The organism is Thioclava sp. UBA3469 (genome assembly GCF_002378135.1).
GTDB classification, from domain to species: domain Bacteria; phylum Pseudomonadota; class Alphaproteobacteria; order Rhodobacterales; family Rhodobacteraceae; genus Thioclava; species Thioclava sediminum.
On the sequence record NZ_DFRG01000013.1, the window covers coordinates 1 to 20,802 of the forward strand.

The following is a 20,802-nucleotide window of genomic DNA, read 5'->3' on the forward strand; positions in this document are numbered from 1 at the left end:
GCGTTTCACCGCCGCGACCAAGCTGCTGCCGACCGACGGGATCGTGAAGCAGACCGCCGACTCGATCACCCGCGGGAAGACTGGCGATCTGGAGAAAGCCCGCGCGATCTACGAATGGATCGTCGAGAACACCGTGCGCAATCCGAAGACGCCGGGCTGCGGTCTGGGCGATATCTCTTTCATGCTGACCTCGGGCGACCTGTCGGGCAAATGCGCCGATCTCAACGCGCTCTTCGTCGGGCTGTCGCGTGCTGCCGGTCTGCCTGCGCGGGATGTCTATGGCATCCGTGTCGCGCCCTCGCGCTTCGGCTACAAGAGCCTCGGTCTGAAATCCGAAGATGCCACCGGCGCGCAGCATTGCCGCTCGGAAGTCTGGCTCAGCGGCTTCGGCTGGGTGCCTGCCGACGCGGCCGATGTGCGCAAGGTGATGCTGCAGGAAGGCGAGGGGCATCTGGGCCTCAAAGACCCCAAGGTGGTCGACGTGCGCGCGAAGCTCTTCGGCGCATGGGAAGGCAACTGGGTTGGCTATAACTACGCGCATGACGTGGACCTGCCGGGCTCGGACGGGCCGGAACTGCCCTATCTGATGTATCCGCAGGCCGAGATCGACGGCAAACGCCGCGACTATCTCGACGCCAAGGACTTCACCTATCAGATCACCGCGCGCGAATTGTCCGCCTGAGGCGGTCTTTGCCGTATCGGTGACAATCGCGCGCTTTCCCTTGGCGCCCTGCGGCGCTAAGGGCGTTTGCAGGAGGTGCGCCAGATGCGTGTTTTCATAAACGGGTTCGGACGGATCGGTCGCTCGGTGCTGCGCACCTGGGCGGAGGCGCCTGCGCGCTGGCCGGGACTGGAGATCGTGGGCGTCAACGATATCGAAGCGCCCGAGATGCTGGCTTATCTCTTCGAATATGACAGCGTGTTTGGCCCGTGGCGCGGCACGGTCACGCTGGAGCCGGGCGCGCTGGTGATCAACGGCACCCGGATCGCGCTGCACCGCGCGGATGATATCTCCACGCTCGATCTGTCGGATGTCGATCTGGTGATGGAATGCACCGGCCGCGCCGACAGCGCGCAGATCGCAGGGCAGGGGATCGCGGGTGGCGCTACCCGCGTGCTGATCTCGGGGCCTGCGAAAGCGGCCGAGATCACGGTGGTTCTGGGCGCGAACGAGGCGGCGCTGAACGGGCAGAAGATCGTCTCCAACGCGAGCTGCACGACGAACGCGCTGGCGCCGCTTGCGCGGCTGATCGATGCGGAATTCGGGATCGTCACCGGCTCGATGACGACGGTGCATTGCTATACCGGCTCGCAGCCCACGGTCGACAAGCCGCGCGGCCCGATGGAGCGTTCGCGCGCGGCGGCGCTCTCGATGGTGCCGACGACGACCTCCGCGGGCAAGTTGATGGAAGAGGTGCTCCCCGATCTCGCCGGTCGCCTGATTGCGCAGGCGGTGCGGGTACCCACGGCCTCCGTGTCGGCGGTCGATCTGGCGGTGACGGTGAAAAACCCCGCCACGGTCGAACAGGTCAACGCGGTGCTGCAAGGCGCGGGTGGCGTGATCGGCACGACCGGGAAGCCGCTCGTCTCCACCGATCTGCGCGCGCGCCCTGAGAGCATCGTCATGGCGCTCCCCGAGACCCGTGCGACCGAGCACGGGCTGATCCGGGTCTTCGGCTGGTATGACAACGAGTGGGGCTTCTCCAATCGGATGCTGGATATGGCGCTACGGATGGGCTGACATGAAAAAGCCCCGCCGGTTGGGCGGGGCTTCGTGTCGTGTTCGCTTGAGCGCGGATCAGTTCCGGTTGCCCATGAATTGCAGCAGGAACATGAACAGGTTCAGGAAGTCCAGGTAGAGCTGCAGCGCGCCGATGATGGCGGCTTTGCCCATGAACTCCGAGTCGCTGGCAGCAAGCTGCAGATAGGTGTTCTTGATGTTCTGCGTGTCGTAAGCCGTGAGGCCCGCGAAGATCAGAACGCCGATCACCGAGATCGCGAAGGCCATCGCCGAGGAGGCGAGGAAGATGTTCACGATCGAGGCGACAATCAGGCCGATCAGACCCATCATCAGGAACGAGCCCATCGCGCTCAGGTTACGCTTCGTGGTGTAGCCGTAAAGTGAAAGACCCGCGAAGGAGATCGCCGTCACGAGGAAGGTCTGCGCGATCGAGATGCCGGTATAGGCGGCGAAGATGAAGCTGATCGACAGCCCCATAAGCGCGGCATAGACGAAGAACACGATCTGCGCCGTGCTGGTCGACATCTTGTTGATCATCGCGCCGAAGGCGAAGACGATCGCCAGCGGAGCCAGCATCACAACCCATTTGAGGCTCGAGCCGAAGATCGCGGCAACGAGCGCCGGGTTCGTACCCACACCAAACGCCACGGCCCCGGTCACCAGCATCGCCAGCGACATAAGCCCGTAGACCTTGTTCATATGTGCGCGAAGACCCTCGTCAATCGCAGCCTGACGCGTGCCCGCCTGGGGGGTCCGCATCGTTTCGAAATCAGCCATCAGCACCTCCAACGATATCTCCCGGTCGTCCCTCGGACCGGTTTCGGTACCGATATTGGCAGAGCAGCCCCGAAATTCAAGATTTGGGGCCGCTCGAAAATGCCTCGTTTCGCACTGTTTTCACGTCTTTTGTCTCAGCGGCCCGCGCGCCAGTGATCGGGGGCATCCCAAATCCGGCGCCGTGCCTCGAATGCGGCCTCGGTCTCGCTCAGCCCGAGGTCGTCGAGAAGCCTTGAATCAAGGCGCTCGAGCGCCCGGCGCGACCGGTGATAGGCGGCCATGCGTGCGAGGGTCGCAAAGAAGCCGCGCCGAGCGGGGCGGGCAGGGGCGCAGCAGGCGGCGTTGCGCCGGGTCAGGAAGGTCATCGTCTCATCCTCTGTGGCAGATCGTTCCTGCAAAGAAGGATGGCGCAAGTTTATTGATGATGAAAACGAATGATTGTGCTATTGAGCATCACGAAACGTGATGGATGGGCGGACATGGCGCAAAACCTCGATATCGCGGCGTTGCGGGCGCTTCTCACGGTCGCCGAGACCGGGTCGGTGACGCAGGCGGCGCGACTTCTGAACCTGACGCAATCGGCGGTCTCGATGCAGATCCGTCGGCTGGAGGAGGCGCTCGACAAGGGGCTCTTCGACCGGGCGAACCGCAAGATGGCGCTGACCCGTGCGGGGCGCTCGCTTCTGGACCACGCCCGCCGGATCTGTGCCGAGAACGATGCGGCGCTGGCGCGGCTGCGCGCGACAGATGCCGAGGTGACCGTGCGCTTCGGTCTGCCCTATGATCTGGTCAGCCCGCAAATGCCTGGCCTGCTGCGCGCGATGGCCGAGCAATGGCCGATGGTGCGCCTGCAGCTTGTCTCGCGCCGTTCGTCGGTGCTGCGCCGGATGTTCGATGCGGGGGAGCTGGATATTATCCTGACCACCGAAGATAAGCCCGGACACGAGGCCGAGGTGCTGGCTTCCGATGATCTGGTCTGGATTGGCGCGCAGCTCGGGCGGGCCTTTTGCGAGCGCCCGCTGATGCTGTCGATCGAGGAAAGCTGCGCCTTCTATGACGCGGCACTGGAGGCGCTTGAAACGGTCGGGATCGAGGCGAAATCCGCTTTCGAGGGGCAATCCGACGAAATGGCGAGCGCAACGGTGGCGGCCGATATGGGCGTCGCGGTGCGTCTGTCCCGGTATATCCCGCTGGGCTGCGTGGCCTTGGGGCCCGAGAGCGGCCTGCCGGCGATCGGCCGCTCTCGCATCTGCTTCTACGACACGGGGCGATTGACCGGCGACCCGGTCGACGCGTTTCGCGCCATGCTCCGCGAGGCCTATGCCTGAGCGCCGATCTCGATGACCAGCTTGCCGGTGGAGCGGCGCGCGCGCAGATCCTCCAGCGCGTCGGGGATCTGCTCCATCGGATAGGTCGCGCCGATATGCGGGGTGAGCCCGCCCTGAGCGAACCAGTCGAACAGCCGCGCCATCGAACCGGTCAGCACCTGCGGATCGAGCTTGAGATAGCCGCCCCAGTAAAGCCCGTGGATCGCGATGTTCTTCACCAGCGCGTGGTTGAGCGGCAGCTTCGGCTGGCTGCCGCTGGCGAACCCGATCACGAGATAGCGCCCGCCGGGCTTCAGCGCGCGGAACGCCGCTTCGCCCGCCGGGCCGCCGATCGCGTCATAGACCACGTCACAGCCGCCAAGCGCCTTGATGGCCCCCTTGAGGTCGTCGCTCTCGCTGTCGAGCGTCTCATCGGCTCCGGCGTCCCGCGCGATTTGCTGCTTCGCCTCGCCGCGCGCGCAGGCGATCACCCGCGCGCCCATCTTCTTGCCGATCTCGACCGCGGTGAGGCCGACACCACCAGCCGCGCCCAGAACCACCAGCGTCTCGCCCTCGGCAAGCGCTGCGCGCGTCTCCAGCGCCACGTGGCTGGTGCCATAGGCGATCTGGAAGGCCGCCGCCTGCGCGTAGCTCATCGCGTCCGGCATCGGGGTGCAGCGGCTTTCCGGGAAATTGCCCGCCTCCGCCAGCCCGCCTTGGCCCGCAAAGACCGCAACGCGCGTGCCCGGAGCGAGGGTGCAGCCTTCGCCTGCCGCGATGACCTCTCCCGCGAGCTCCATCCCGAGCGTGAAGGGCGGGGTGGGAGTGTCTTGGTATTTCCCCTCGATCATCAGCAGGTCGGCGAAGTTCAGGCCGCAGGCCCGGATGGCCACCTGCACCTCGCCCGGCCCCGGCGCGGGCAGGGGGATTTCGGTCAGCTCGGGGCGTTGCCCGGGGGCGGTCTGAACATAGGCGCGCATCGAATGCTCCGGCAGGTTGTGTCTTGAGGCGGGTCGGCCAAGCGGTTGGACCCTTCGTTGCCCGTGATAAACCGCGCGAGAGATCAGGACCAGCCCGCACATTTGGCGCCGGAAGCGACCCCGCGGCAGGTCCGATCCGCGGGTTGACGCGCGAATCAATCCCTCGTGAAAGACCGGTTAGCGCCACCATCTTCCCCTACGGCACCTGAGTCGCTGATTTGCAAATCGCAAAACACGCGGAAGGCGAATAGCGGGCGACCTATCCTTTAGGTTAGGTGTGCTGCGGAAAGCCGCAAATTCCCTGTCTTTTTAGACAGGTTTGCGATTTTACCCGCGCAGGCCACACTCAGCGCACGGTAGTTTGCGGGTGAAATTGGCTTAAAGGGGAAAGAGTATGAAGCATCCGGTTGATGTCCACGTGGGCAAGCGGATCCGGCACCGGCGCTGGATGATTGGGATGACCCAACAACAGCTTGCGGACAAAGTTGGGATCAAATTCCAGCAGATTCAGAAATACGAAACCGGGATGAATCGCGTCTCGGCGTCGCGTCTCTGGGATATCGCGGATGCGCTCGAGGTTCCGATCTCGTTCTTCTTCGAGGGTCTCGCGGAAGACAGCGGGATGCAACCGGAAGTGGCGGGGGATATTCTGTCCGACAAGGAGGCGCTCGCGCTCGTGCGTTCCTATTACGCGATCCCGGAGGCGCAGCGCCGCCGGCTGTTCGAACTGGCCAAGGTTCTGTCCGACGCGGCCTGAGCGCCACGCAGACGAGTTTAGGCGCAACTGGCGACCGAATGTGGGGCGGTCGGCAGCTTGACCCGGAGAAGGGGGGCGGTTACCGCTCCCCTTATCTCATTTCTGGGGGGCGGTTGCGGTGACGGCACGGCCCGGGGAGGACACCGATGCTTGATCTCGACACCGATACCCGTGCGGCGCTCGCCGCGCTGGCCAATGACCTTGCCGATTGCGCCCGTCGCGAGACCCTGGCGCAGTTCCGGCCCGTGGGCGGGATCGGCGCGGATAACAAGCTCGAAGGTGGTTTCGATCCGGTGACCGAGGCCGACCGCTCCGCCGAGGCCGCGATGCGCGCCTTGATCGCGGAGCGTCGCCCGCAAGACGGAATTTATGGCGAAGAGCACGGCGTGACCCGCGGCGAGAGCGGCCTGACTTGGGTGCTCGACCCGATCGACGGCACGCGCGGCTACCTTTCGGGCACTCCGACCTGGGGCGTGCTGATCGCGCTATGCGCCGAGGAAGCGGATGGCCCCGGCGCGCCGATGATGGGCGTGATTGACCAGCCCTATATCGGAGAGCGTTTCACCGGCGGCTTCGGCCGCGCGACGCTCGAGGGGCCGCATGGCGGGCGCGATCTCGGCGTGCGCTCCGGGCGCGGTCTCGACAGCGCGACGCTTTTTACCACCTTCCCCGAAGTCGGCACGCCCGACGAAGGCGCGGCCTTCGCGCGTCTGTCGCAGCAGGTGCGGCTGACGCGCTACGGGATGGATTGCTACGCCTATGCGCTGCTCGCCGCTGGCCAGATCGATCTGGTGGTCGAGGCGGGGCTGCAGCCCTATGACGTCGCGGCCCCCATCGCCGTGATCGAGGCGGCGGGTGGCCTTGTCACCAACTGGCAGGGCGGTCCGGCCCATCGCGGCGGGCAGGTGCTTGCTGCCGCATCGCCCGAGATCCACGCAGCCGCGCTCGACGTGCTGAACGGCTAACCTCTTCCTCTTGGCAAAAATATCCCGGGGGGTGAGGCGGGTTTAGCAGCCTTCCAGTGGAAGGACGCCCCGCCGAACGCCCGAAGCGCGAGCGGAGGGCAGAGAAGAGCGGGGGCAGCGCCCCCTCCACCCTCAGTCCTTGCGCTTGCGGAACAGCTTCTCGCGCCCGATCCGGTCCAGCAGTTCGCGTGTGGCTTCCGTACCGAAATGCTGACGATGGGCGAGGTCGGGCAGGCGGTTTGAAATCTCGCGACCCAGTTCCTCGGGAAGCAGCGAGAGCGTTGCCTCCGAGACCATCAGGCTCTCGACCGGGATGCCCTCGGCATAGATGATTTCGTGCCGGTCGAAGACCAGCGCGTAGTAATCGACGAACCCGCCCTCGCGCTGCCAGACATTCTCGCCATCGACGAGGTGCTTGGCCTGCACGAGGATTTCCGACGTGTCGCCCAACTTATGCACGCCGCGGCGGTAGAGGAACACGCGGTGATGGGGCGAGATCACCAGATCGCCCTCATTGCCCAGCACGCCCGCCGAAATCACGACCGGCGCGAAAGATCCCAGTGCCCGCATCGTCGCCTTCGCCACCAGCTTCACCGGTTGCGGGCCGTTGTCGCGGGTCAGCACGCGCGCGCCCGGGGTGAGTTGCTCGATCGGCATCTGCGCGCCGCCTGCCAGCGTGATCATCGTGCCGGTGGTGAAGGCCACGCAGACGAGGTCCGACAGCAGCGCCTCGCCGGGGTCTTCGCTGGCTTCCAGCAGCGTGTAATCGAAGCGCGCGGCCATCGGCGAAAGCGGCAGCGCATAAAGCGCGCCTGTCGCGTCGTGGCGGATCATCAGGATATCGACCGTGTCGCCCTCGGGCGTGATCAGCAGGTGCCGCGCGATCAGCGCGAGCGCATCGCCCGGCGCGCCGATCTCGGAGCCGGTTGCCACGATCGGCGCGACCCCTTGCTGGGCCAGCACGAGGCGACGCGGTTTGGCGGCGCGATGAAGCTGATAGATGTCGCCGGGTTCGCAGTCTTCGGCGGGACCGAGCGCGTCGCCATGATTGGCGCCGGAAGTGACCCAGATATCCTCGGCTTCGAAGACGTGAACGATCTGGCTCGGGTTGGACACGCGCTCTCCCTCGCCCTGCCGGGCCGTCTGAAACTGATGGATCGCATCGGCTTACCGCGGGCTGCTCCCGATGGTCAAGCGGCGACAGCGCGCTTGTCCTCCCCCGCGCGCAAGCTACTGTCCGAGGCGAAGCTGGCAGGGCGGCGCGCGGTGTTTCGCGCGCGGGGCCCTGCCGGAGCACGCCGGAGAATGACAGCAAAGGAGAGGGCGCGATGGATCTTGGGATCAAGGGCCGCAAGGCGATCGTATGTGCGGGGTCGAAAGGGCTTGGACGGGGCTGCGCGATGGCGCTTGCGCAGGCGGGCGTCGAGATCGTTCTGAACGCGCGCGGCGCCGATGCGCTGGCCGCGACCGCGAACGAGATCATGGCCGCGACCGGGGTGACCGTGACGCCCGTGGCCGCCGACATCACCACGCCCGAGGGCCGCGCGGCGGTGCTGAGCGCGGCGGGCGAGGTCGATATTCTGGTGACCAATGCGGGCGGGCCGCCTCCGGGCAACTGGAGAGACTGGTCGCGTGACGATTTCATCGCGGCGCTCGACGCGAACATGCTCGCCCCGATCGCGATGATGCAGGCGGTTCTGCCTGCGATGATCGAGCAGCGCTGGGGCCGGGTGGTCAACATCACCTCGCAATCCGTGCGCGCGCCGATCGCGCAGCTCGGCCTGTCGAACTCCGCGCGCTCGGGCCTGACGGGCTTCGTTGCGGGCACCTCGCGGCAGGTCGCCGAATATGGCGTGAACATCAACAACCTGCTGCCGGGCCTGCACGCGACCGACCGGGCGGTATCGCTCGATACCGGGGCGGCGAAGGCGAAGGGCATTTCGGTCGAGGAGGCGAAGGCTGAGCGCGAAGCGACGATCCCGGCCCACCGCTATGGCACGCCCGAGGAATTCGGGGCGACCTGCGCCTTCATGTGCTCTGTTCATGCCGGATTCATGGTCGGGCAGAACGTGATGCTCGACGGCGGGCTGAACAACATCTCGATCTAAGCCGGGTCCACTGGGCCCACCGGGCTTGCTTGGGGGGCGGGGGGCTGTTATCTCCCGCCCTGCATTGCCTGACACTTTCGGTCGAGATTTCGCTGCATGAGCGCACAATTGCCCCCCCCGCGCCTCGAAGTTCGCGCGCTTGGCCGCGTGTTCGACGGGCGGGCCGTCGTCGATGACGTGTCCTTCGCGATCCCGGCGGGGCAGGTGACCTGTCTGCTGGGCCCCTCGGGCTGCGGCAAGTCGACGACGCTGCGGCTGATCGCGGGCGTCGACATGCAGGATACGGGCGAAATCTACGTCGATGGTAAGCTGATCTGCGACACGGTGTTCCGTATCCCGCCCGAGCAACGCGCGATCGGGCTGATGTTTCAGGACTTCGCGCTGTTTCCGCATCTGACCGTGGCCGAGAATATCGCCTTCGGCCTCAAGGGCGATGCGGCGGCGAAGCGCGCCCGCGTGACGGAACTGCTCGAGAAGGTGCGGCTCACGCGACATCGCGACAGCTATCCGCACGGGCTTTCGGGCGGCGAGCAGCAGCGCGTGGCGCTGGCGCGGGCGTTGGCCCCCCGGCCGCGTATCCTCTTGATGGACGAGCCTTTCTCGGGACTGGACGAGCGCCTGCGCGACGATATCCGCGACGAGACGCTGGCGCTTCTGAAAGAGGAAAACACGGCTGTTCTGCTGGTCACGCATGAGCCGCATGAGGCGATGCGGATGGCCGATGAGATTCTGCTGATGCGCGGCGGGAAGATCGTGCAGCGCGGCGCGCCCTATAACCTTTACAACGCGCCGGTGGACCGGGCGGCGGCGGCGTTCTTTTCGGATGTGAACGTGCTCAAGGGGCAGGTGCAGGACGCGCTGACCGTGACACCCTTCGGCGATTTCCTGACGCCGGGCCATGCGGACGGGACCGAGATCGACATCGTGATCCGCCCGCAGCACCTGAAGATCGATTTCGACCGGGCAGGGCGCGGCCCGGCCCCGACGCCGCAGGACGGCACGCCCGCGCGTGGCGTGGTCGAACGCGCGCGCTTCTTGGGTCGCGAGAGCCTCGTCGAGTTCCGGATGGATTTCGACGGCACGATCCTGCGCGCCAGCGTCCCCAATGTCTTTCTGCCGAAGCCCGGCACGCCGATGTGGTTGATGATCCGCCGCGATCGCTGCTTCGTCTTCCCGGCGAAAGAGGCTGGCGTTTAAGCGCTCAGCGGTCTTGCCGCCCCGCGCGTCCGCCCCGGCGTTTGCGCAGTTGCGGCGCGCGCTCGGGCAGTTCCGCCATCACTTCGCGGCGCGCCTCGGGCGTCATTCGCGACCATGCGCCGATTTCTTCCATCGTGCGGTAGCAACCGATGCAGATCCGCGCCTCGGGGTGGAGCTGGCAGAGCTTGACGCAGGGGCTCTCGATCTCGGCGCGTTTCCAGATGCCGTCGCTGTCGGAAGGATTGTTCATGCCGCCCCCAGATAGCGCAGCCGATCCAGCGCGCCTTGCAGGATGAAGCTCGCCGCGACGTGGTCGATCGCCTCGGCGCGTTTGGCACGCGACATGTCGGCCTCCAGCATCGCGCGTTCGGCGGCGACCGTGCTCAGCCGCTCGTCCCAGTAGCCGATCGGCAGATCGGTGAGGCGGCTGAGATTGCGGGCAAAGGCGCGGGTCGATTGGCAGCGCGCGCCCTCGGTCCCGTCCATGTTCTTCGGCAGGCCGAGGATCAGGCCCTTCAGCTCGCGCTCCGCCACGATCTTCAGAAGCGCCTCGGCATCGACGCCGAATTTCTTGCGTTTGATCGTCGAGAGCGGCGTCGCGACCGAGCGCAGCCCGTCGGACACCGCGACGCCGATGGTCTTGGTGCCCAGATCGAGCCCCGCGACCCCGCCCATGCGGGGGATCGCTTCGGCGAACTCTTCGATCGTCTCGCAGATCATTCCGCCACACCTGCCGATTTCGCGGCCGCCTCGACCTGAGCCAATGCGTCCGGGTTGTCGGCCAGCGCCTGCTGCGCCTCGGCCCAGGCTTCCTTGGCGCGTGCAGTCTCGCCCAGCGTCGCGAGCGACGAGATCACGCGGGCCCATTCCTGCGGCGTGCCACCGTCGGTGGTCAGCCGGTCAAAGAGACCGTCGACCATGCCCTGGATCATCTGCTGGCGCTCCTCGGGCGTCATCGACTGCGCGTCCTTCATCTGCTGGGCGCTCGGGCCGGGGAGGGCCGGTGCCGCTTGCGGTGCGCTTTGTCCTGCCGGGGCGCCGCCCATATCCTTGAGCGCCTGACCAGCGGGCGCCTGATGGGCCGCGTCGATCTTCGCCATGTCTTCCGGGCGCGAGCCGAATTTGCTTTTCGCTTCGCCATAGATCGCATCGGCGCGGTCGACCTCGCCGATCATGCGCAGCGACGAAATCAGACGTGCCCAATCATCCGCGCTGCCGCCTTCCTGCGCGAGCCGGTCGTTCAGCCGCTCCACCATCGAGCGGATCATGTCCTGGCGGGCCTCGGGCGACATATCCGCCGCCGCCGCGACATCGGCCTGCGACGGGCCCGGGGCGCCGCGCGGTCTGGGCGGGGTGTAGTCCTTCTCGCCCGCGAGCCATGCCAGTTCCTCGATGTTCTGCCGCATCATCGGCACCCAGGGGTCGCTATTCTCCGAGTTGCGCAATGCGCTGTCCCAGAAGCGGAACGCACGGTCGGCACGCCCGTTCTGCAGCATCATCAGGCCGACATAATAGAGCGACAGCCCGTTCTTCGGATCCATCGTCAGTGCGGTCGCGAAGACTTTCTCCGCCTCGGGGGTGATCATTCCGCCTGCCGCCACGGCCATCATGTCGCCCAGCTCGGCGTAATCCTGCGCCGTCGCAGAATCCCCCTTGGTCGCAACGAGACGCTGCTGCGCCTTCCACGCGGCATCGAAGTTGCCCAGAGTCGCCTCGTTGCGTGCCAGCAATTCGAGACCTTTCGGATCGTTGGGCTTTTTCGCCACGGCTTCGCGCAGCTTCTTCATCAGTGCGAGGAATTGCGGATCCGGGTTGGATTGAGGGGCGGTCGCGCGGGCCTTGGCCATTTTCTCGGCTTCGGCCTGCGAGGGGCGGCTGTCATAAAGCTTGTCGGCATCCGCAAGACGCACGCCGATAGGCTGGTCCTCGTACCCGTCCTGCCCCACGTAATCGTAGAGCGCGAATGCCCCGCCGAAAATCACGACGACGCCGAGCACGACCGCGATGGTCGCCCCTTTCGGCGCGCGGCCCAGATCGGAGCCTGCCTGCGCCTTGCGGTCGGCCTCGAGCATCCGGCGCGAAATTTCCAGCTTCGCGCGGTCGGCTTCCTCGCGAGAGGTGACGCCGCGTTCGACGTCGCGCTCCAGATCGCGCAGCTGGTCGCGATAGACCTGCACGTCATACGAGGCCGCAGGGGCCATCTCGTCCTCGCCGCGCCCACGCAGCAGCGCAAGGGCGAACAAAAGCGCGATGACCGCAACGAGCGCGGCGGCGATAATCCAGAACAGCATGGCGTCTCCTCATCCTTCGTTCCCCATTTAGGCGAGATGACGCCGCGCCGAAAGGGTCTAGCGCGTGAATGGAACTCGATGTCGCAGGCCCATGTCGCTTTTTTCCCTGCGATGCCGCAACAGGGGGGCTTTCGTCCGCCGCCCCGGTCCATCACAAAGGCGAAAGAGTCGAGATTGCTCGGAGGCGCGCTCATGAAACGCTATTCGATGTTTGCCGTTGCACGTGAGGCGATGCGCTTCCATCGCGGCTGGGAACGAGCCTGGCGCTCCCCCGAGCCGAAGAAACGCTATAAGGTCATCGTCGTTGGGGCGGGCGGGCATGGCCTCGCCACCGCCTATTACCTCGGCAAGGTGCATGGCATCACCGATGTCGCGGTGATCGAGAAAGGCTGGCTGGGCGGCGGCAATACGGGCCGCAACACCACGATCATCCGCTCGAACTATCTGCAGGATCCCTCGGCGGCGATCTACGAGAAAGCCCGCGCGCTCTACGAAGATCTGAGCCAGGATCTGAACTACAACGTGATGTTCTCGCCGCGTGGTCTTCTGATGCTGGGCCAGACCGAGCATGAGGTGCGCGGCTACAAGCGCACGGTGCACGCCAACCGCCTGCAGGGCATCGACACGGAATGGATCGGGCCGCAGCAGGTCAAGGATCTCGTGCCGATCATCAATATCGACGGGCCGCGCTACCCGGTGCTGGGCGCGCTGCTGCAAAAGCGCGGCGGCACGGCACGGCACGATGCGGTGGCCTGGGGCTATGCGCGGGCCTGTTCCGATATGGGCATGGATATCATCCAGAAATGCGAAGTGACCGGCGTGCGCACCGAAGGCGGCAAGGTGCAGGGCATCTCGACCAGCAAGGGCGAGATCGACTGCGAACAGCTCGCCATCGTCGTCGCGGGGCACTCCTCGGTCATGGCCGAGATGGCGGGCTTCCGTCTGCCGATCGAGAGCGTGGCGCTGCAGGCCTGGGTCTCCGAGCCGATCAAACCCTGCATGGACGTCGTCGTGATGGCCAACACCGTGCACGGCTACATGTCGCAATCCGACAAGGGCGAGATGGTGATCGGCGGCGGCACCGACGGGTTCAACAACTACACCCAGCGCGGCTCGTGGCACCATGTCGAGGAAACCACCCGCGCGCTGGTGGAGACCTTCCCGATCATCTCGCGCCTCAAGATGCTGCGCCAGTGGGGCGGCATCGTGGACATGACCGGCGACCGCTCGCCCATCCTGTCGAAAACGCCGGTCGAGGGCATTTTCGTCAATTGCGGCTGGGGCACCGGCGGGTTCAAGGCGATCCCGGGCTCGGGCTATGGCATGGCCGAGCTGATCGCGCGCGGCCACTCGCCGCTGACCGACCAATTCGGGCTCGACCGTTTCAAGGAAGGCCGCTTCATCGACGAAAGCGTCGCGGCAGGGGTGGCGCACTGATGAAGACGACCTCCCTTTCGATCTGCTTCAAATCCCTCCCGGCGCTCTCCAGTAACGAGGTGCATCCCAAATGCTGACCCTCACCTGTCCCTGCTGCGGCGTCATCGCCGAGGAAACCGAATTCGCCCCGGGCGGCGAGGCGCATCTCAAGCGCTTCGGGCCGGGCTCGTCGGATGACGAGTTCGAGGGCTACCTGTTCGCCCGCAAGAACCCGAAAGGCGTCCATTTCGAGCGCTGGCGGCATGCCTATGGCTGCGGCAAGTGGTTCCTGGCTGCGCGCGACACCAACACGCTCGAGGTTTTCGCCACTTACAAGGCGCAGACCACCGAGCCCCCCGCCGATGTGATCGCGAAGATCAAAGCGAAACGCCCCGACTGGGAGGGCTATAAATGAGCACGCGTCTTTCCAAGGGTGGTCGTCTGATCGACCGCGCCAAACCGCTCGCCTTCACCTTCAACGGCAAGCCGATGCGCGGCTTTGCGGGCGATACGCTGGCCTCGGCGCTCTTGGGCGGCGGTCAGGTCATGGTGGGCCGGTCGTTCAAATATCACCGCCCGCGCGGCATCGTGGCCTCTGGCGCGGAAGAGCCGAACGCGCTCGTCGGTCTGGGCCGCAACGCGCGGTTCGAGCCTGATCAGCGCACCACCACGACCGAGCTGTTCGAAGGCGCCGAGACCACCAGCCAGAACCACTGGCCGTCGCTCGACTTCGATATCGGCGAGATCAACAACACCTTCTACAAATTCCTGCCCGCGGGTTTCTACTACAAGACCTTCATGGCGCCGCGCGCTGCGTGGAAACACCTGTTCGAGCCGATCATCCGCAAATCCGCAGGTCTTGGCGGCGTGCCGAAAGAGGCCGATCCCGATCGCTACGAACAGGTCTATGCCCATTGCGACGTGCTCGTCGTGGGTGGCGGTGTGGCGGGTCTTGCCGCGGCGCTCAAGGAAGGTCGCGCGGGCAAGCGCGTCTGGCTGATCGAGCAGACCCCGAACTGGGGCGGGCGCACGCCGGTCGATGGCGGTCAGATCGATGGTCATGACGCGCAGAACTGGATCGACAGCGCGCTGGTCGAACTGTCCTCGATGGAGAATGTCACGATGCGCACCCGCCTGATGGCGGCGGGTCTGCACGATCATGGCTATGTCATCGGCTACGAGAACCTCGCCGACACCACCCCCGGCGATGGCCGTCCGCGCCACCGCCTCTGGCGCATCCGTGCGGGCCACACGATCACCGCGACCGGCGCGATCGAACGCCCGCTGGCCTTCGCGGGCAACGACGTGCCCGGCGTGATGCTGGCCTCGGCGGTGCGCGACTACATCGTGAACTGGGCCGTTTCGCCCGGCGATCGCACGGTGCTCGTGACCAACAATGACGACGCCTACCGCACGGCGCTCGCGATCCTCGATGCGGGGCTGACGGTCTCGGCCGTGGTCGATGCGCGCGAGGAAACCCATGGCGCGCTGCCCGAAGCCGTGAAGGCGCGCGGCGTGCGTGTCCTCGAAGGGCGCGGGATCGCGAAAGTGCTGGGCCGCAAGGGCGTCTCCGGCGTCGAGATCTGCGCACAGGCAGGCGAGGGCGGTGCGGTCGAGATGATCGACTGCGATTGCGTCGCGATGTCGGGCGGCTGGTCGCCGGTCGTGCACCTGTGGTCCCATTGCGGCGGCAAGCTGACCTGGGACGATGCGCGCGCGATGTTCCGCCCCGATCCCAACCGTCCGCCGACCGGCGCGGATGGGACCGGCATGGCGACGGTCGTGGGGGCCGCCAATGGTGATCTGACGCTCTCCGAGGCGATGGGCGGTCTGGGTATCGGCGCGGCGTCCGAGGAAGAAGCGCCGCTCGCCCCGGTCTGGATGATGCCCGCAGGCGCGCCCGACGCGCTGCGCTTCAAGAGCTTCCTCGACTACCAGAACGACGTGAAGGTCTCCGACGTGCAACTCGCTGCGCGCGAGGGCTACGAGTCGGTCGAACATACCAAGCGCTACACCACGCTCGGCATGGCGACCGATCAGGGGAAACTGAGCAATATCAACGGGCTCGCGATCCTCTCGGACGCGCTTGGACAACCGATCCCGGCCACTGGCACGACCACCTTCCGCCCGCCCTACACGCCGATTTCGCTCGGTGCGGTGACGGCGGAGGCCAAGGGCGAGCTGTTCCAGCCGTTGCGCCGCACCCCGATCCAGTCCTGGCACGAGGCCAAGGGCGCGCATTGGGAGCCGGTGGGCCATTGGCGTCGCCCCTATTGCTACCCGAAATCGGGCGAAAGCCATCGCGACGCGGTCAATCGCGAGATCACCAATACCCGCAAGAATGTGGGCATGCTCGACGCCTCGACGCTGGGCAAGATCGTGGTGAAAGGGCCCGATGCGGGGAAGTTCCTCGACATGCTCTACACCAACATGATGTCGACCCTGCCGGTGGGCAAATGCCGCTACGGGCTGATGTGCAACGAGAACGGCTTCCTGATGGATGACGGGGTCGTGGCGCGGCTCGACGAGGATACGTGGCTGTGCCACACGACCTCGGGCGGGGCCGATCATATCCACGGCTGGATGGAAGACTGGCTGCAATGCGAGTGGTGGGACTGGAAGGTCTACACCGCGAACCTGACCGAGCAATACGCGCAGATCGCCGTCGTCGGTCCGAAATCGCGCGAGCTGCTAGAGCGCTTGGGCGGCATGGATGTCAGCAAGGAGACGCTGCCCTTCATGAAATGGACCGAGGGCAAGCTGGGCACGTTCGACGCTCGCATCTTCCGCATCTCCTTCTCGGGCGAGCTGAGCTACGAGATCGCGGTGCCTGCGAGCCAAGGCCTCGCGCTTTGGAAGGCGCTCATGGCCGAGGGCGAGGCGCTTGGCGTGATGCCCTACGGCACCGAGGCGCTGCACGTGATGCGCGCCGAGAAAGGCTTCATCATGATCGGCGACGAGACCGACGGCACGGTGATCCCGCAGGATCTGGGGCTGAATTGGGCGCTCTCGAAGAAGAAGACCGACTATCTGGGCAAGCGCGCGCAGGAGCGGTCCCACATGACCGACCCGAACCGCTGGAAGCTGGTCGGCCTGGAGACGCTCGACGGATCGGTGATCCCCGATGGCAGCCACGCGCCCGCCGACGGGTTCAACGACAACGGTCAGCGCAACACGCAAGGCCGCGTCACCTCGACCTATTACTCGCCGACGATTGGCAAGGGCATCGCGATGGGGCTGGTACTGAACGGGCCCGACCGGATGGGCGAGGTGATCGAGTTCACCGGCGAGGGCGAGGAAATGGTCAAGGCGCGGATCGTCGATCCGGTCTTCTACGATAAGGACGGGGAGAAGCAGAATGTCTGAGGCCGTCAGCGCCCTTTCGGGCCAGACCCACGAAGGTTTCGTCACCGTGTCCGAGGCCGGGCTGGTGGGCATGATCTCGATCCGCTCCGATCTGGAGGCCAAGGGGCTCGCCAAGGCGCTCAAGGCCGAGGGGCTTCCCGTTCCCGGCGCGCGCCGCATCGAGACCGTTGACGGGCGCTCCATCGCCTGGATGAGCCCGGATGAGCTGTTGCTGATCTGCGCTCATGACGAGGCGCCCGCACTGACTGCACGGCTGGCCGAGGCGCTTGCCGCAGACCATGCGCTGGTCGTCAACGTCTCGGATGCCCGCGCGATGTTCACCATTCGTGGGGACAAGGCGGATCAGGTGGTGATGAAGCTCTCGCCCGCCGATATCGCAACCCTGCCCGAAGGCGAGATCCGCCGCTCCCGCACCGCGCAGGTCGCGGCCGCGTTCTGGCGCTCGGACGAGGATGCTCTCTCGCTTGTGTCTTTCCGCTCTGTTGCGGGCTATGTTATGGGATTGCTTGAAGTTTCCGCCCGCGAGGGCAGCGATCTATTTTAATCTCAGGCCAGTGGTTTCGTATGATGCGGGCGGTGCTGCGCCCGTGTCATTTTTCGAGGCCATATGCTCCGTTTCTTTTTTCTTTCTCTTTGCGCAATCTGTCTCAGCGGCCCGGTTCTGGCCCAGAATACGCAGTTGAAACTGCCGGTCGGCACCGAGCTGGTCGACTGCCTGTTCAACACAGGCCACTTGTCGACTTCGACGCCGCACCACCTCGACCTGTTTCGTGAGCCCGGGCAGGATTGGCAGGTCTTCGACCAGTTCCTAAACTATTACCACCTGAAGCCGCAGTCGGTTCAGGTCATGGTCGACAATCCGAAACGCACGACCTTCGGTTGGACGGTCAAGAGGCTCGAGTCGAAGGTGAACCATTACGCACCGCGGATCGAATTTCGCGTGACCCTCCTCAAGTCCAATCGCCAGGCGTCGATTTCGATGCGCCCGCAGGGGTATCGGGTTGAAACGGCCTGGGGCTCCTGCAAACCGGTTCAGACGATCCAGTCCGGGGCAGGGGGCGCGGCCTCTTCGCAGCCGAACTGCGACAAGAGATCGTAAAAAGAGGGGGGCACCTCCTTCGCCATCTGCAAGACGTGCAGCCGGTTGTCGGTGGCGCATCAAGCAAATGACGACGTCTCAAGACCGGACACGCGCGGAGACCTGTTGCGCCGCCGCGAGTGAGAGGTCAAGCCGTCGACAGTGACCTTTGTCCCTCGAGCTTCATGCGCGAGCTCGTCGCTCAGGGCACAAGGACGTCCTCGGACGCCGCCAAATCTGGGTGCTGCGTCCTGAGTGCGACGCGCGTTTCGCTGGCTTTGCGGCGCGCGGCTGTCAGCTCCGCCATCGCCTGTTGGTCGTCGATGCGCCCGAGATTGGCACCGCCAAATTCATAATCGAATGGGACGTCGTGAAGCTCAGGATCAACCTGGAAAATAATATCGTTAACCGCAAAGCTGTTTTTGCGATAACCCTCTTCGATTGAAAGAGACAGGGATATCAGATGTCGACTGTTGAAGGGCGACATGAAGAAGTTTCGCGTAAGCGCCGGGAAAATGAGCCCGATTGTCGAGCTATAGTATATTTCGAGGAACATGAGATCGACTTGGCGTTTCGTAGCGTTTTCCGGAAGCGTTTCGACCCAGTTCTGATACTCGGGAAGAAACGTCCTGTATGTCTTGCGATCGAACGCTTTTCCCGGAACGATCAGCAGGCGTTTGACTTGCCAGCGTAGGTTGTTTCTTCCGTCCTCGCCCAGTTTGTCGATGAACACGGCACGCAACAAGTCGGTTTGGTGGCCGCGCAGGATTACCATCCTATCCTCGAGGCATTCATGCAGCCCGTGAGCGACTTCTCGGGTCAGCCTTTTCTTAAACCCGAGCGCGGCATGGAATTCGGCTTCGAACCGCGAAACATCCTCTTCAGAGACCTTGATATTCCGCTTGTCGTGAATTTCATGGTCGACCTGCAGGACCTTCGCGAGTGTTCCAGCGATCGTTGCGTCGATCCTGCTCGCGTAATTATGGATATGGGTGAAAAATTGGTCGAAGCCCGCGAGGTTCGTGCGCGATATCGAAGCGAGCAAGCGGCTATCCTGCCCTCCCGATAACGGGAGCGCGGTTTTGAAATTGGCGTTAATCTCTCCGATAACCTTAGAGGTTCGTTGAATTATTTCTCCGTAAATATCGTCATGCGATCGATCTGTCGTGAAATCCTCATCGCGCGGCCAAAAGCGAGTTTCGGAAAAGTCATTGAGATCGAGATAAAAATTCGGATTACCGCGACGGACATCCATATCGTAGGTATGAAACAGGCTGTAATTGCCTTCGCCGCGCTCGATGAGAGAATGGTCGTATAGCGGATGAGGTGTCGCATCGCGCTCGATGCAAAGGGCAAGACTCGACGCGACCTGTCGCTCTTCACGGTCATAGACCATGCCATTCATGCCGACTGCGTCACTGTAAAATCGCTTTGAACCGCCTTTGGCAATAAATACATTATACCGACCGGAAACGTAAAAGAGCCAGTCTTCGAAATCCTCAAAGAAGCTATCGCGATCCAAATCGAGTGACGCGATTTTTGGGGTGCCCTTCACCAACGTCTCGTTATCGACTCCGATACCGATGAAAAGGCCGATCGCACGGCCCTTGGCATCTTCCAGCTTCGAAACGCATACTCCGTCGCCGACATGAAGGTGCCAGCCGCCGAAACTGTATCGCTTCAGGATCGTGTCCGAAATCTCACGTTGTGTCAGGAGATAATGCCAGCGCGAAATTTTCTCGAAATTGATGCCTGCTTTCGCGCAGTCGGACTCCGCTCTAATCGTCGTCATTCACAAATCTTTCTGAAAATTATGAATAGATTAAGATGCTGATAAAAATCGTTACGATCCTATAATCCCGGACGGTCTTGTCAATGTTGCCTGTAGGGCGGTCGACAAGAAACAGGGGCCTCCGTGTTCCCAATGACGTTCTGGACCTGATCTTTCCAACAAATAAAAACACGCGCCGGGGGCGGGGCCTCGGCGCGCGTTCTGTTCAATACTCGGAAGATTACTCCAGTTCGACCAGCAGATCCTTCGCGTCGATCTGGGCGCCCGGCGAGACATGGATCGCCTTCACCGTGGCTTCGCGGTCGGAATGGATGCCCGTCTCCATCTTCATCGCTTCGATGGTCAGGAGCATATCGCCCGGCTTCACCTTCTGGCCGACATTGACCGCGATCGAGGCGATCGAGCCTGGCATCGGCGCGCCGATATGGTTCGGGTTGCCCGCCTCGGCCTTCGGTTTCGCCGCCGTCGTCGCCTTCACCGCGCGGTTCGGGACGCGCACGGCGCGGGGCTGGCCGTTGAGTTCGAAATAGACCTTCACCTCGCCCAGCTCGTCGGTCTCGCCCGTGGTGAGATAGCGGATTTCCAGCGTCTTGCCGGGGTCGATCTCGGCGGAGATCTCGTCCTGCGGCTCCATCCCGTAGAAGAAGACCGGGGTCGGCAGGGTACGCACCGGGCCATAGGCTTCGTGGCGGCTCGCGTAATCGGTGAAGACCTTGGGATACATCAGATAGCCCGCGAGATCCTCATTGTCGATTTCGCGCCCGTCGAGCTGCTCGGATGCCTCCTTGCGGGCGGCTTCCAGATCGACCGGGGGCAGGTTCTTGCCCGGGCGCTCGGTCGAGGGATGCTCGCCCTTGAGCACCTTCTTCACAACACCCTCGGGCCAGCCGCCGGGCGGTTGGCCGAGATTGCCGCGCATCATGTCGATCACCGAATCCGGGAACGACACTTCGGTCTTCGGATCCTCGACCTGCGCGCGGGTCAGGCCTTGGCTGACCATCATCAGCGCCATGTCGCCGACCACCTT

Annotated in this window: 21 protein-coding genes; 12 read left to right on the forward strand and 9 right to left on the reverse strand. The window is 64.4% G+C overall.

All coding sequences use genetic code 11. The annotated features are described in order from the left end of the window. Together B3D39_RS01035 and B3D39_RS01040 are read left to right on the forward strand one after the other, a co-directional pair. Nucleotides 1-682: transglutaminase-like domain-containing protein (locus tag B3D39_RS01035; protein WP_286789297.1), on the forward strand; the 682-nt coding region annotated here is incomplete at its 5' end. A gap of 84 nt (nt 683-766) precedes the next feature. Then, a complete protein-coding gene (locus B3D39_RS01040; RefSeq protein ID WP_274963343.1) occupies nt 767-1,741 on the forward strand; it encodes a type I glyceraldehyde-3-phosphate dehydrogenase in 975 nt (324 codons plus the stop codon). Between the two features lie 57 nt (nt 1,742-1,798). Here B3D39_RS01040 and B3D39_RS01045 read toward each other — a convergent pair whose 3' ends face one another. Both B3D39_RS01045 and B3D39_RS01050 read right to left on the reverse strand, forming a co-directional pair. After that, nucleotides 1,799-2,518, reverse strand: coding sequence for a Bax inhibitor-1/YccA family protein (locus B3D39_RS01045; protein ID WP_274963344.1), 720 nt, complete (start codon nt 2,516-2,518; stop codon nt 1,799-1,801). Nucleotides 2,519-2,652: 134 nt separating this feature from the next. Then, nucleotides 2,653-2,883: a DUF1127 domain-containing protein gene (locus B3D39_RS01050; RefSeq protein ID WP_152843827.1), complete on the reverse strand. Its 231-nt coding sequence runs from the start codon at nt 2,881-2,883 to the stop codon at nt 2,653-2,655. A 114-nt stretch (nt 2,884-2,997) separates the two neighbouring features. On the opposite strand from B3D39_RS01050, the gene B3D39_RS01055 reads away from it, so the two are divergent. After that, a complete protein-coding gene (locus B3D39_RS01055; RefSeq protein WP_078601620.1) occupies nt 2,998-3,846 on the forward strand; it encodes a LysR family transcriptional regulator in 849 nt (282 codons plus the stop codon). Here B3D39_RS01055 and B3D39_RS01060 read toward each other — a convergent pair. Next, nucleotides 3,837-4,805, reverse strand: a complete 969-nt coding sequence (locus B3D39_RS01060) for an NADPH:quinone oxidoreductase family protein (protein ID WP_078520295.1) — start codon at nt 4,803-4,805, stop codon at nt 3,837-3,839. The genes B3D39_RS01055 and B3D39_RS01060 overlap by 10 nt on opposite strands. Nucleotides 4,806-5,199: 394 nt before the next feature. Between B3D39_RS01060 and B3D39_RS01065 the strand changes: the two genes are divergently transcribed. Both B3D39_RS01065 and B3D39_RS01070 read left to right on the forward strand, forming a co-directional pair. After that, the gene (locus tag B3D39_RS01065; protein ID WP_078541876.1) at nt 5,200-5,562 is read left to right on the forward strand and encodes a helix-turn-helix domain-containing protein; all 363 of its coding nucleotides are present in this window, start codon (nt 5,200-5,202) and stop codon (nt 5,560-5,562) included. 146 nt (nt 5,563-5,708) lie between these two features. Next, complete coding sequence (locus B3D39_RS01070; protein ID WP_083079015.1) at nt 5,709-6,527, forward strand: inositol monophosphatase family protein; 819 nt, start codon at nt 5,709-5,711, stop codon at nt 6,525-6,527. A gap of 132 nt (nt 6,528-6,659) precedes the next feature. Here B3D39_RS01070 and B3D39_RS01075 read toward each other — a convergent pair whose 3' ends face one another. Continuing rightward, nucleotides 6,660-7,643 (reverse strand): Hint domain-containing protein, encoded by a 984-nt coding sequence (locus B3D39_RS01075; protein WP_274963345.1) that lies wholly within the window; start codon nt 7,641-7,643, stop codon nt 6,660-6,662. Nucleotides 7,644-7,855: 212 nt separating this feature from the next. Here B3D39_RS01075 and B3D39_RS01080 point away from each other — a divergent pair, with 212 nt between their 5' ends. Beyond that, nucleotides 7,856-8,635 carry an SDR family oxidoreductase gene (locus tag B3D39_RS01080; protein WP_274963346.1) on the forward strand — a complete coding sequence of 260 codons (780 nt, stop codon included), beginning with the start codon at nt 7,856-7,858 and terminating at the stop codon, nt 8,633-8,635. A gap of 96 nt (nt 8,636-8,731) precedes the next feature. Beyond that, a complete protein-coding gene (locus B3D39_RS01085) occupies nt 8,732-9,832 on the forward strand; it encodes an ABC transporter ATP-binding protein (RefSeq protein ID WP_274963347.1) in 1,101 nt (366 codons plus the stop codon). Between the two features lie 4 nt (nt 9,833-9,836). On the opposite strand, the gene B3D39_RS01090 is transcribed toward B3D39_RS01085, so the two are convergent. Genes B3D39_RS01090 through ccmI form a run of 3 tightly spaced genes read right to left on the reverse strand, consistent with a single transcriptional unit; the run spans nt 9,837 to nt 12,123 of the window. Continuing rightward, entirely contained in the window at nt 9,837-10,082 is a 246-nt protein-coding gene (locus tag B3D39_RS01090; RefSeq protein WP_274963348.1) for a DUF1289 domain-containing protein, read from the reverse strand. After that, nucleotides 10,079-10,552 carry a Holliday junction resolvase RuvX gene (gene ruvX, locus B3D39_RS01095; protein ID WP_078520288.1) on the reverse strand — a complete coding sequence of 158 codons (474 nt, stop codon included), beginning with the start codon at nt 10,550-10,552 and terminating at the stop codon, nt 10,079-10,081. Before ruvX ends, B3D39_RS01090 begins: the two co-directional genes overlap by 4 nt. Beyond that, complete coding sequence (gene ccmI, locus B3D39_RS01100; RefSeq protein WP_274963349.1) at nt 10,549-12,123, reverse strand: c-type cytochrome biogenesis protein CcmI; 1,575 nt, start codon at nt 12,121-12,123, stop codon at nt 10,549-10,551. The genes ruvX and ccmI overlap by 4 nt, the downstream gene beginning before the upstream one ends. Before the next feature lie 192 nt (nt 12,124-12,315). Between ccmI and B3D39_RS01105 the strand changes: the two genes are divergently transcribed. From B3D39_RS01105 to B3D39_RS01125, 5 genes are all read left to right on the forward strand, one after another. Beyond that, nucleotides 12,316-13,560, forward strand: coding sequence for a sarcosine oxidase subunit beta family protein (locus tag B3D39_RS01105; RefSeq protein ID WP_078520286.1), 1,245 nt, complete (start codon nt 12,316-12,318; stop codon nt 13,558-13,560). 70 nt (nt 13,561-13,630) lie between these two features. Beyond that, the gene (locus B3D39_RS01110) at nt 13,631-13,954 is read left to right on the forward strand and encodes a sarcosine oxidase subunit delta (protein WP_078548063.1); all 324 of its coding nucleotides are present in this window, start codon (nt 13,631-13,633) and stop codon (nt 13,952-13,954) included. Then, complete coding sequence (locus B3D39_RS01115; RefSeq protein WP_274963309.1) at nt 13,951-16,905, forward strand: sarcosine oxidase subunit alpha family protein; 2,955 nt, start codon at nt 13,951-13,953, stop codon at nt 16,903-16,905. Before B3D39_RS01110 ends, B3D39_RS01115 begins: the two co-directional genes overlap by 4 nt. Then, the gene (locus B3D39_RS01120) at nt 16,898-17,449 is read left to right on the forward strand and encodes a sarcosine oxidase subunit gamma (RefSeq protein ID WP_274963310.1); all 552 of its coding nucleotides are present in this window, start codon (nt 16,898-16,900) and stop codon (nt 17,447-17,449) included. The genes B3D39_RS01115 and B3D39_RS01120 overlap by 8 nt, the downstream gene beginning before the upstream one ends. 63 nt (nt 17,450-17,512) lie before the next feature. Next, on the forward strand, nt 17,513-18,004 hold the full coding sequence (locus tag B3D39_RS01125; RefSeq protein ID WP_274963311.1) for a hypothetical protein: 492 nt from the start codon (nt 17,513-17,515) through the stop codon (nt 18,002-18,004). Between the two features lie 181 nt (nt 18,005-18,185). Here B3D39_RS01125 and B3D39_RS01130 read toward each other — a convergent pair whose 3' ends face one another. Further along, complete coding sequence (locus B3D39_RS01130; protein ID WP_274963312.1) at nt 18,186-19,775, reverse strand: hypothetical protein; 1,590 nt, start codon at nt 19,773-19,775, stop codon at nt 18,186-18,188. Between the two features lie 220 nt (nt 19,776-19,995). Then, on the reverse strand, nt 19,996-20,802 hold an 807-nt coding region (locus B3D39_RS01135), incomplete at its 5' end, for a biotin/lipoyl-containing protein (protein WP_286789298.1).

Bases quoted from the DNA above. Each gene is read 5' to 3' on its own strand.
- B3D39_RS01085 (WP_274963347.1), top strand. From the start codon at position 8,732: ATGAGCGCACAATTGCCCCCCCCGCGCCTCGAAGTTCGCGCGCTTGGC.
- B3D39_RS01115 (WP_274963309.1), top strand. From the start codon at position 13,951: ATGAGCACGCGTCTTTCCAAGGGTGGTCGTCTGATCGACCGCGCCAAA.
- B3D39_RS01065 (WP_078541876.1), top strand. From the start codon at position 5,200: ATGAAGCATCCGGTTGATGTCCACGTGGGCAAGCGGATCCGGCACCGG.
- B3D39_RS01045 (WP_274963344.1), bottom strand. From the start codon at position 2,518: ATGGCTGATTTCGAAACGATGCGGACCCCCCAGGCGGGCACGCGTCAG.
- B3D39_RS01125 (WP_274963311.1), top strand. From the start codon at position 17,513: ATGCTCCGTTTCTTTTTTCTTTCTCTTTGCGCAATCTGTCTCAGCGGC.
- ruvX (WP_078520288.1), bottom strand. From the start codon at position 10,552: ATGATCTGCGAGACGATCGAAGAGTTCGCCGAAGCGATCCCCCGCATG.
- B3D39_RS01120 (WP_274963310.1), top strand. From the start codon at position 16,898: ATGTCTGAGGCCGTCAGCGCCCTTTCGGGCCAGACCCACGAAGGTTTC.
- B3D39_RS01060 (WP_078520295.1), bottom strand. From the start codon at position 4,805: ATGCGCGCCTATGTTCAGACCGCCCCCGGGCAACGCCCCGAGCTGACC.
- B3D39_RS01080 (WP_274963346.1), top strand. From the start codon at position 7,856: ATGGATCTTGGGATCAAGGGCCGCAAGGCGATCGTATGTGCGGGGTCG.
- B3D39_RS01110 (WP_078548063.1), top strand. From the start codon at position 13,631: ATGCTGACCCTCACCTGTCCCTGCTGCGGCGTCATCGCCGAGGAAACC.
- B3D39_RS01090 (WP_274963348.1), bottom strand. From the start codon at position 10,082: ATGAACAATCCTTCCGACAGCGACGGCATCTGGAAACGCGCCGAGATC.
- B3D39_RS01105 (WP_078520286.1), top strand. From the start codon at position 12,316: ATGAAACGCTATTCGATGTTTGCCGTTGCACGTGAGGCGATGCGCTTC.
- B3D39_RS01055 (WP_078601620.1), top strand. From the start codon at position 2,998: ATGGCGCAAAACCTCGATATCGCGGCGTTGCGGGCGCTTCTCACGGTC.
- B3D39_RS01040 (WP_274963343.1), top strand. From the start codon at position 767: ATGCGTGTTTTCATAAACGGGTTCGGACGGATCGGTCGCTCGGTGCTG.
- ccmI (WP_274963349.1), bottom strand. From the start codon at position 12,123: ATGCTGTTCTGGATTATCGCCGCCGCGCTCGTTGCGGTCATCGCGCTT.
- B3D39_RS01050 (WP_152843827.1), bottom strand. From the start codon at position 2,883: ATGACCTTCCTGACCCGGCGCAACGCCGCCTGCTGCGCCCCTGCCCGC.
- B3D39_RS01070 (WP_083079015.1), top strand. From the start codon at position 5,709: ATGCTTGATCTCGACACCGATACCCGTGCGGCGCTCGCCGCGCTGGCC.
- B3D39_RS01130 (WP_274963312.1), bottom strand. From the start codon at position 19,775: ATGACGACGATTAGAGCGGAGTCCGACTGCGCGAAAGCAGGCATCAAT.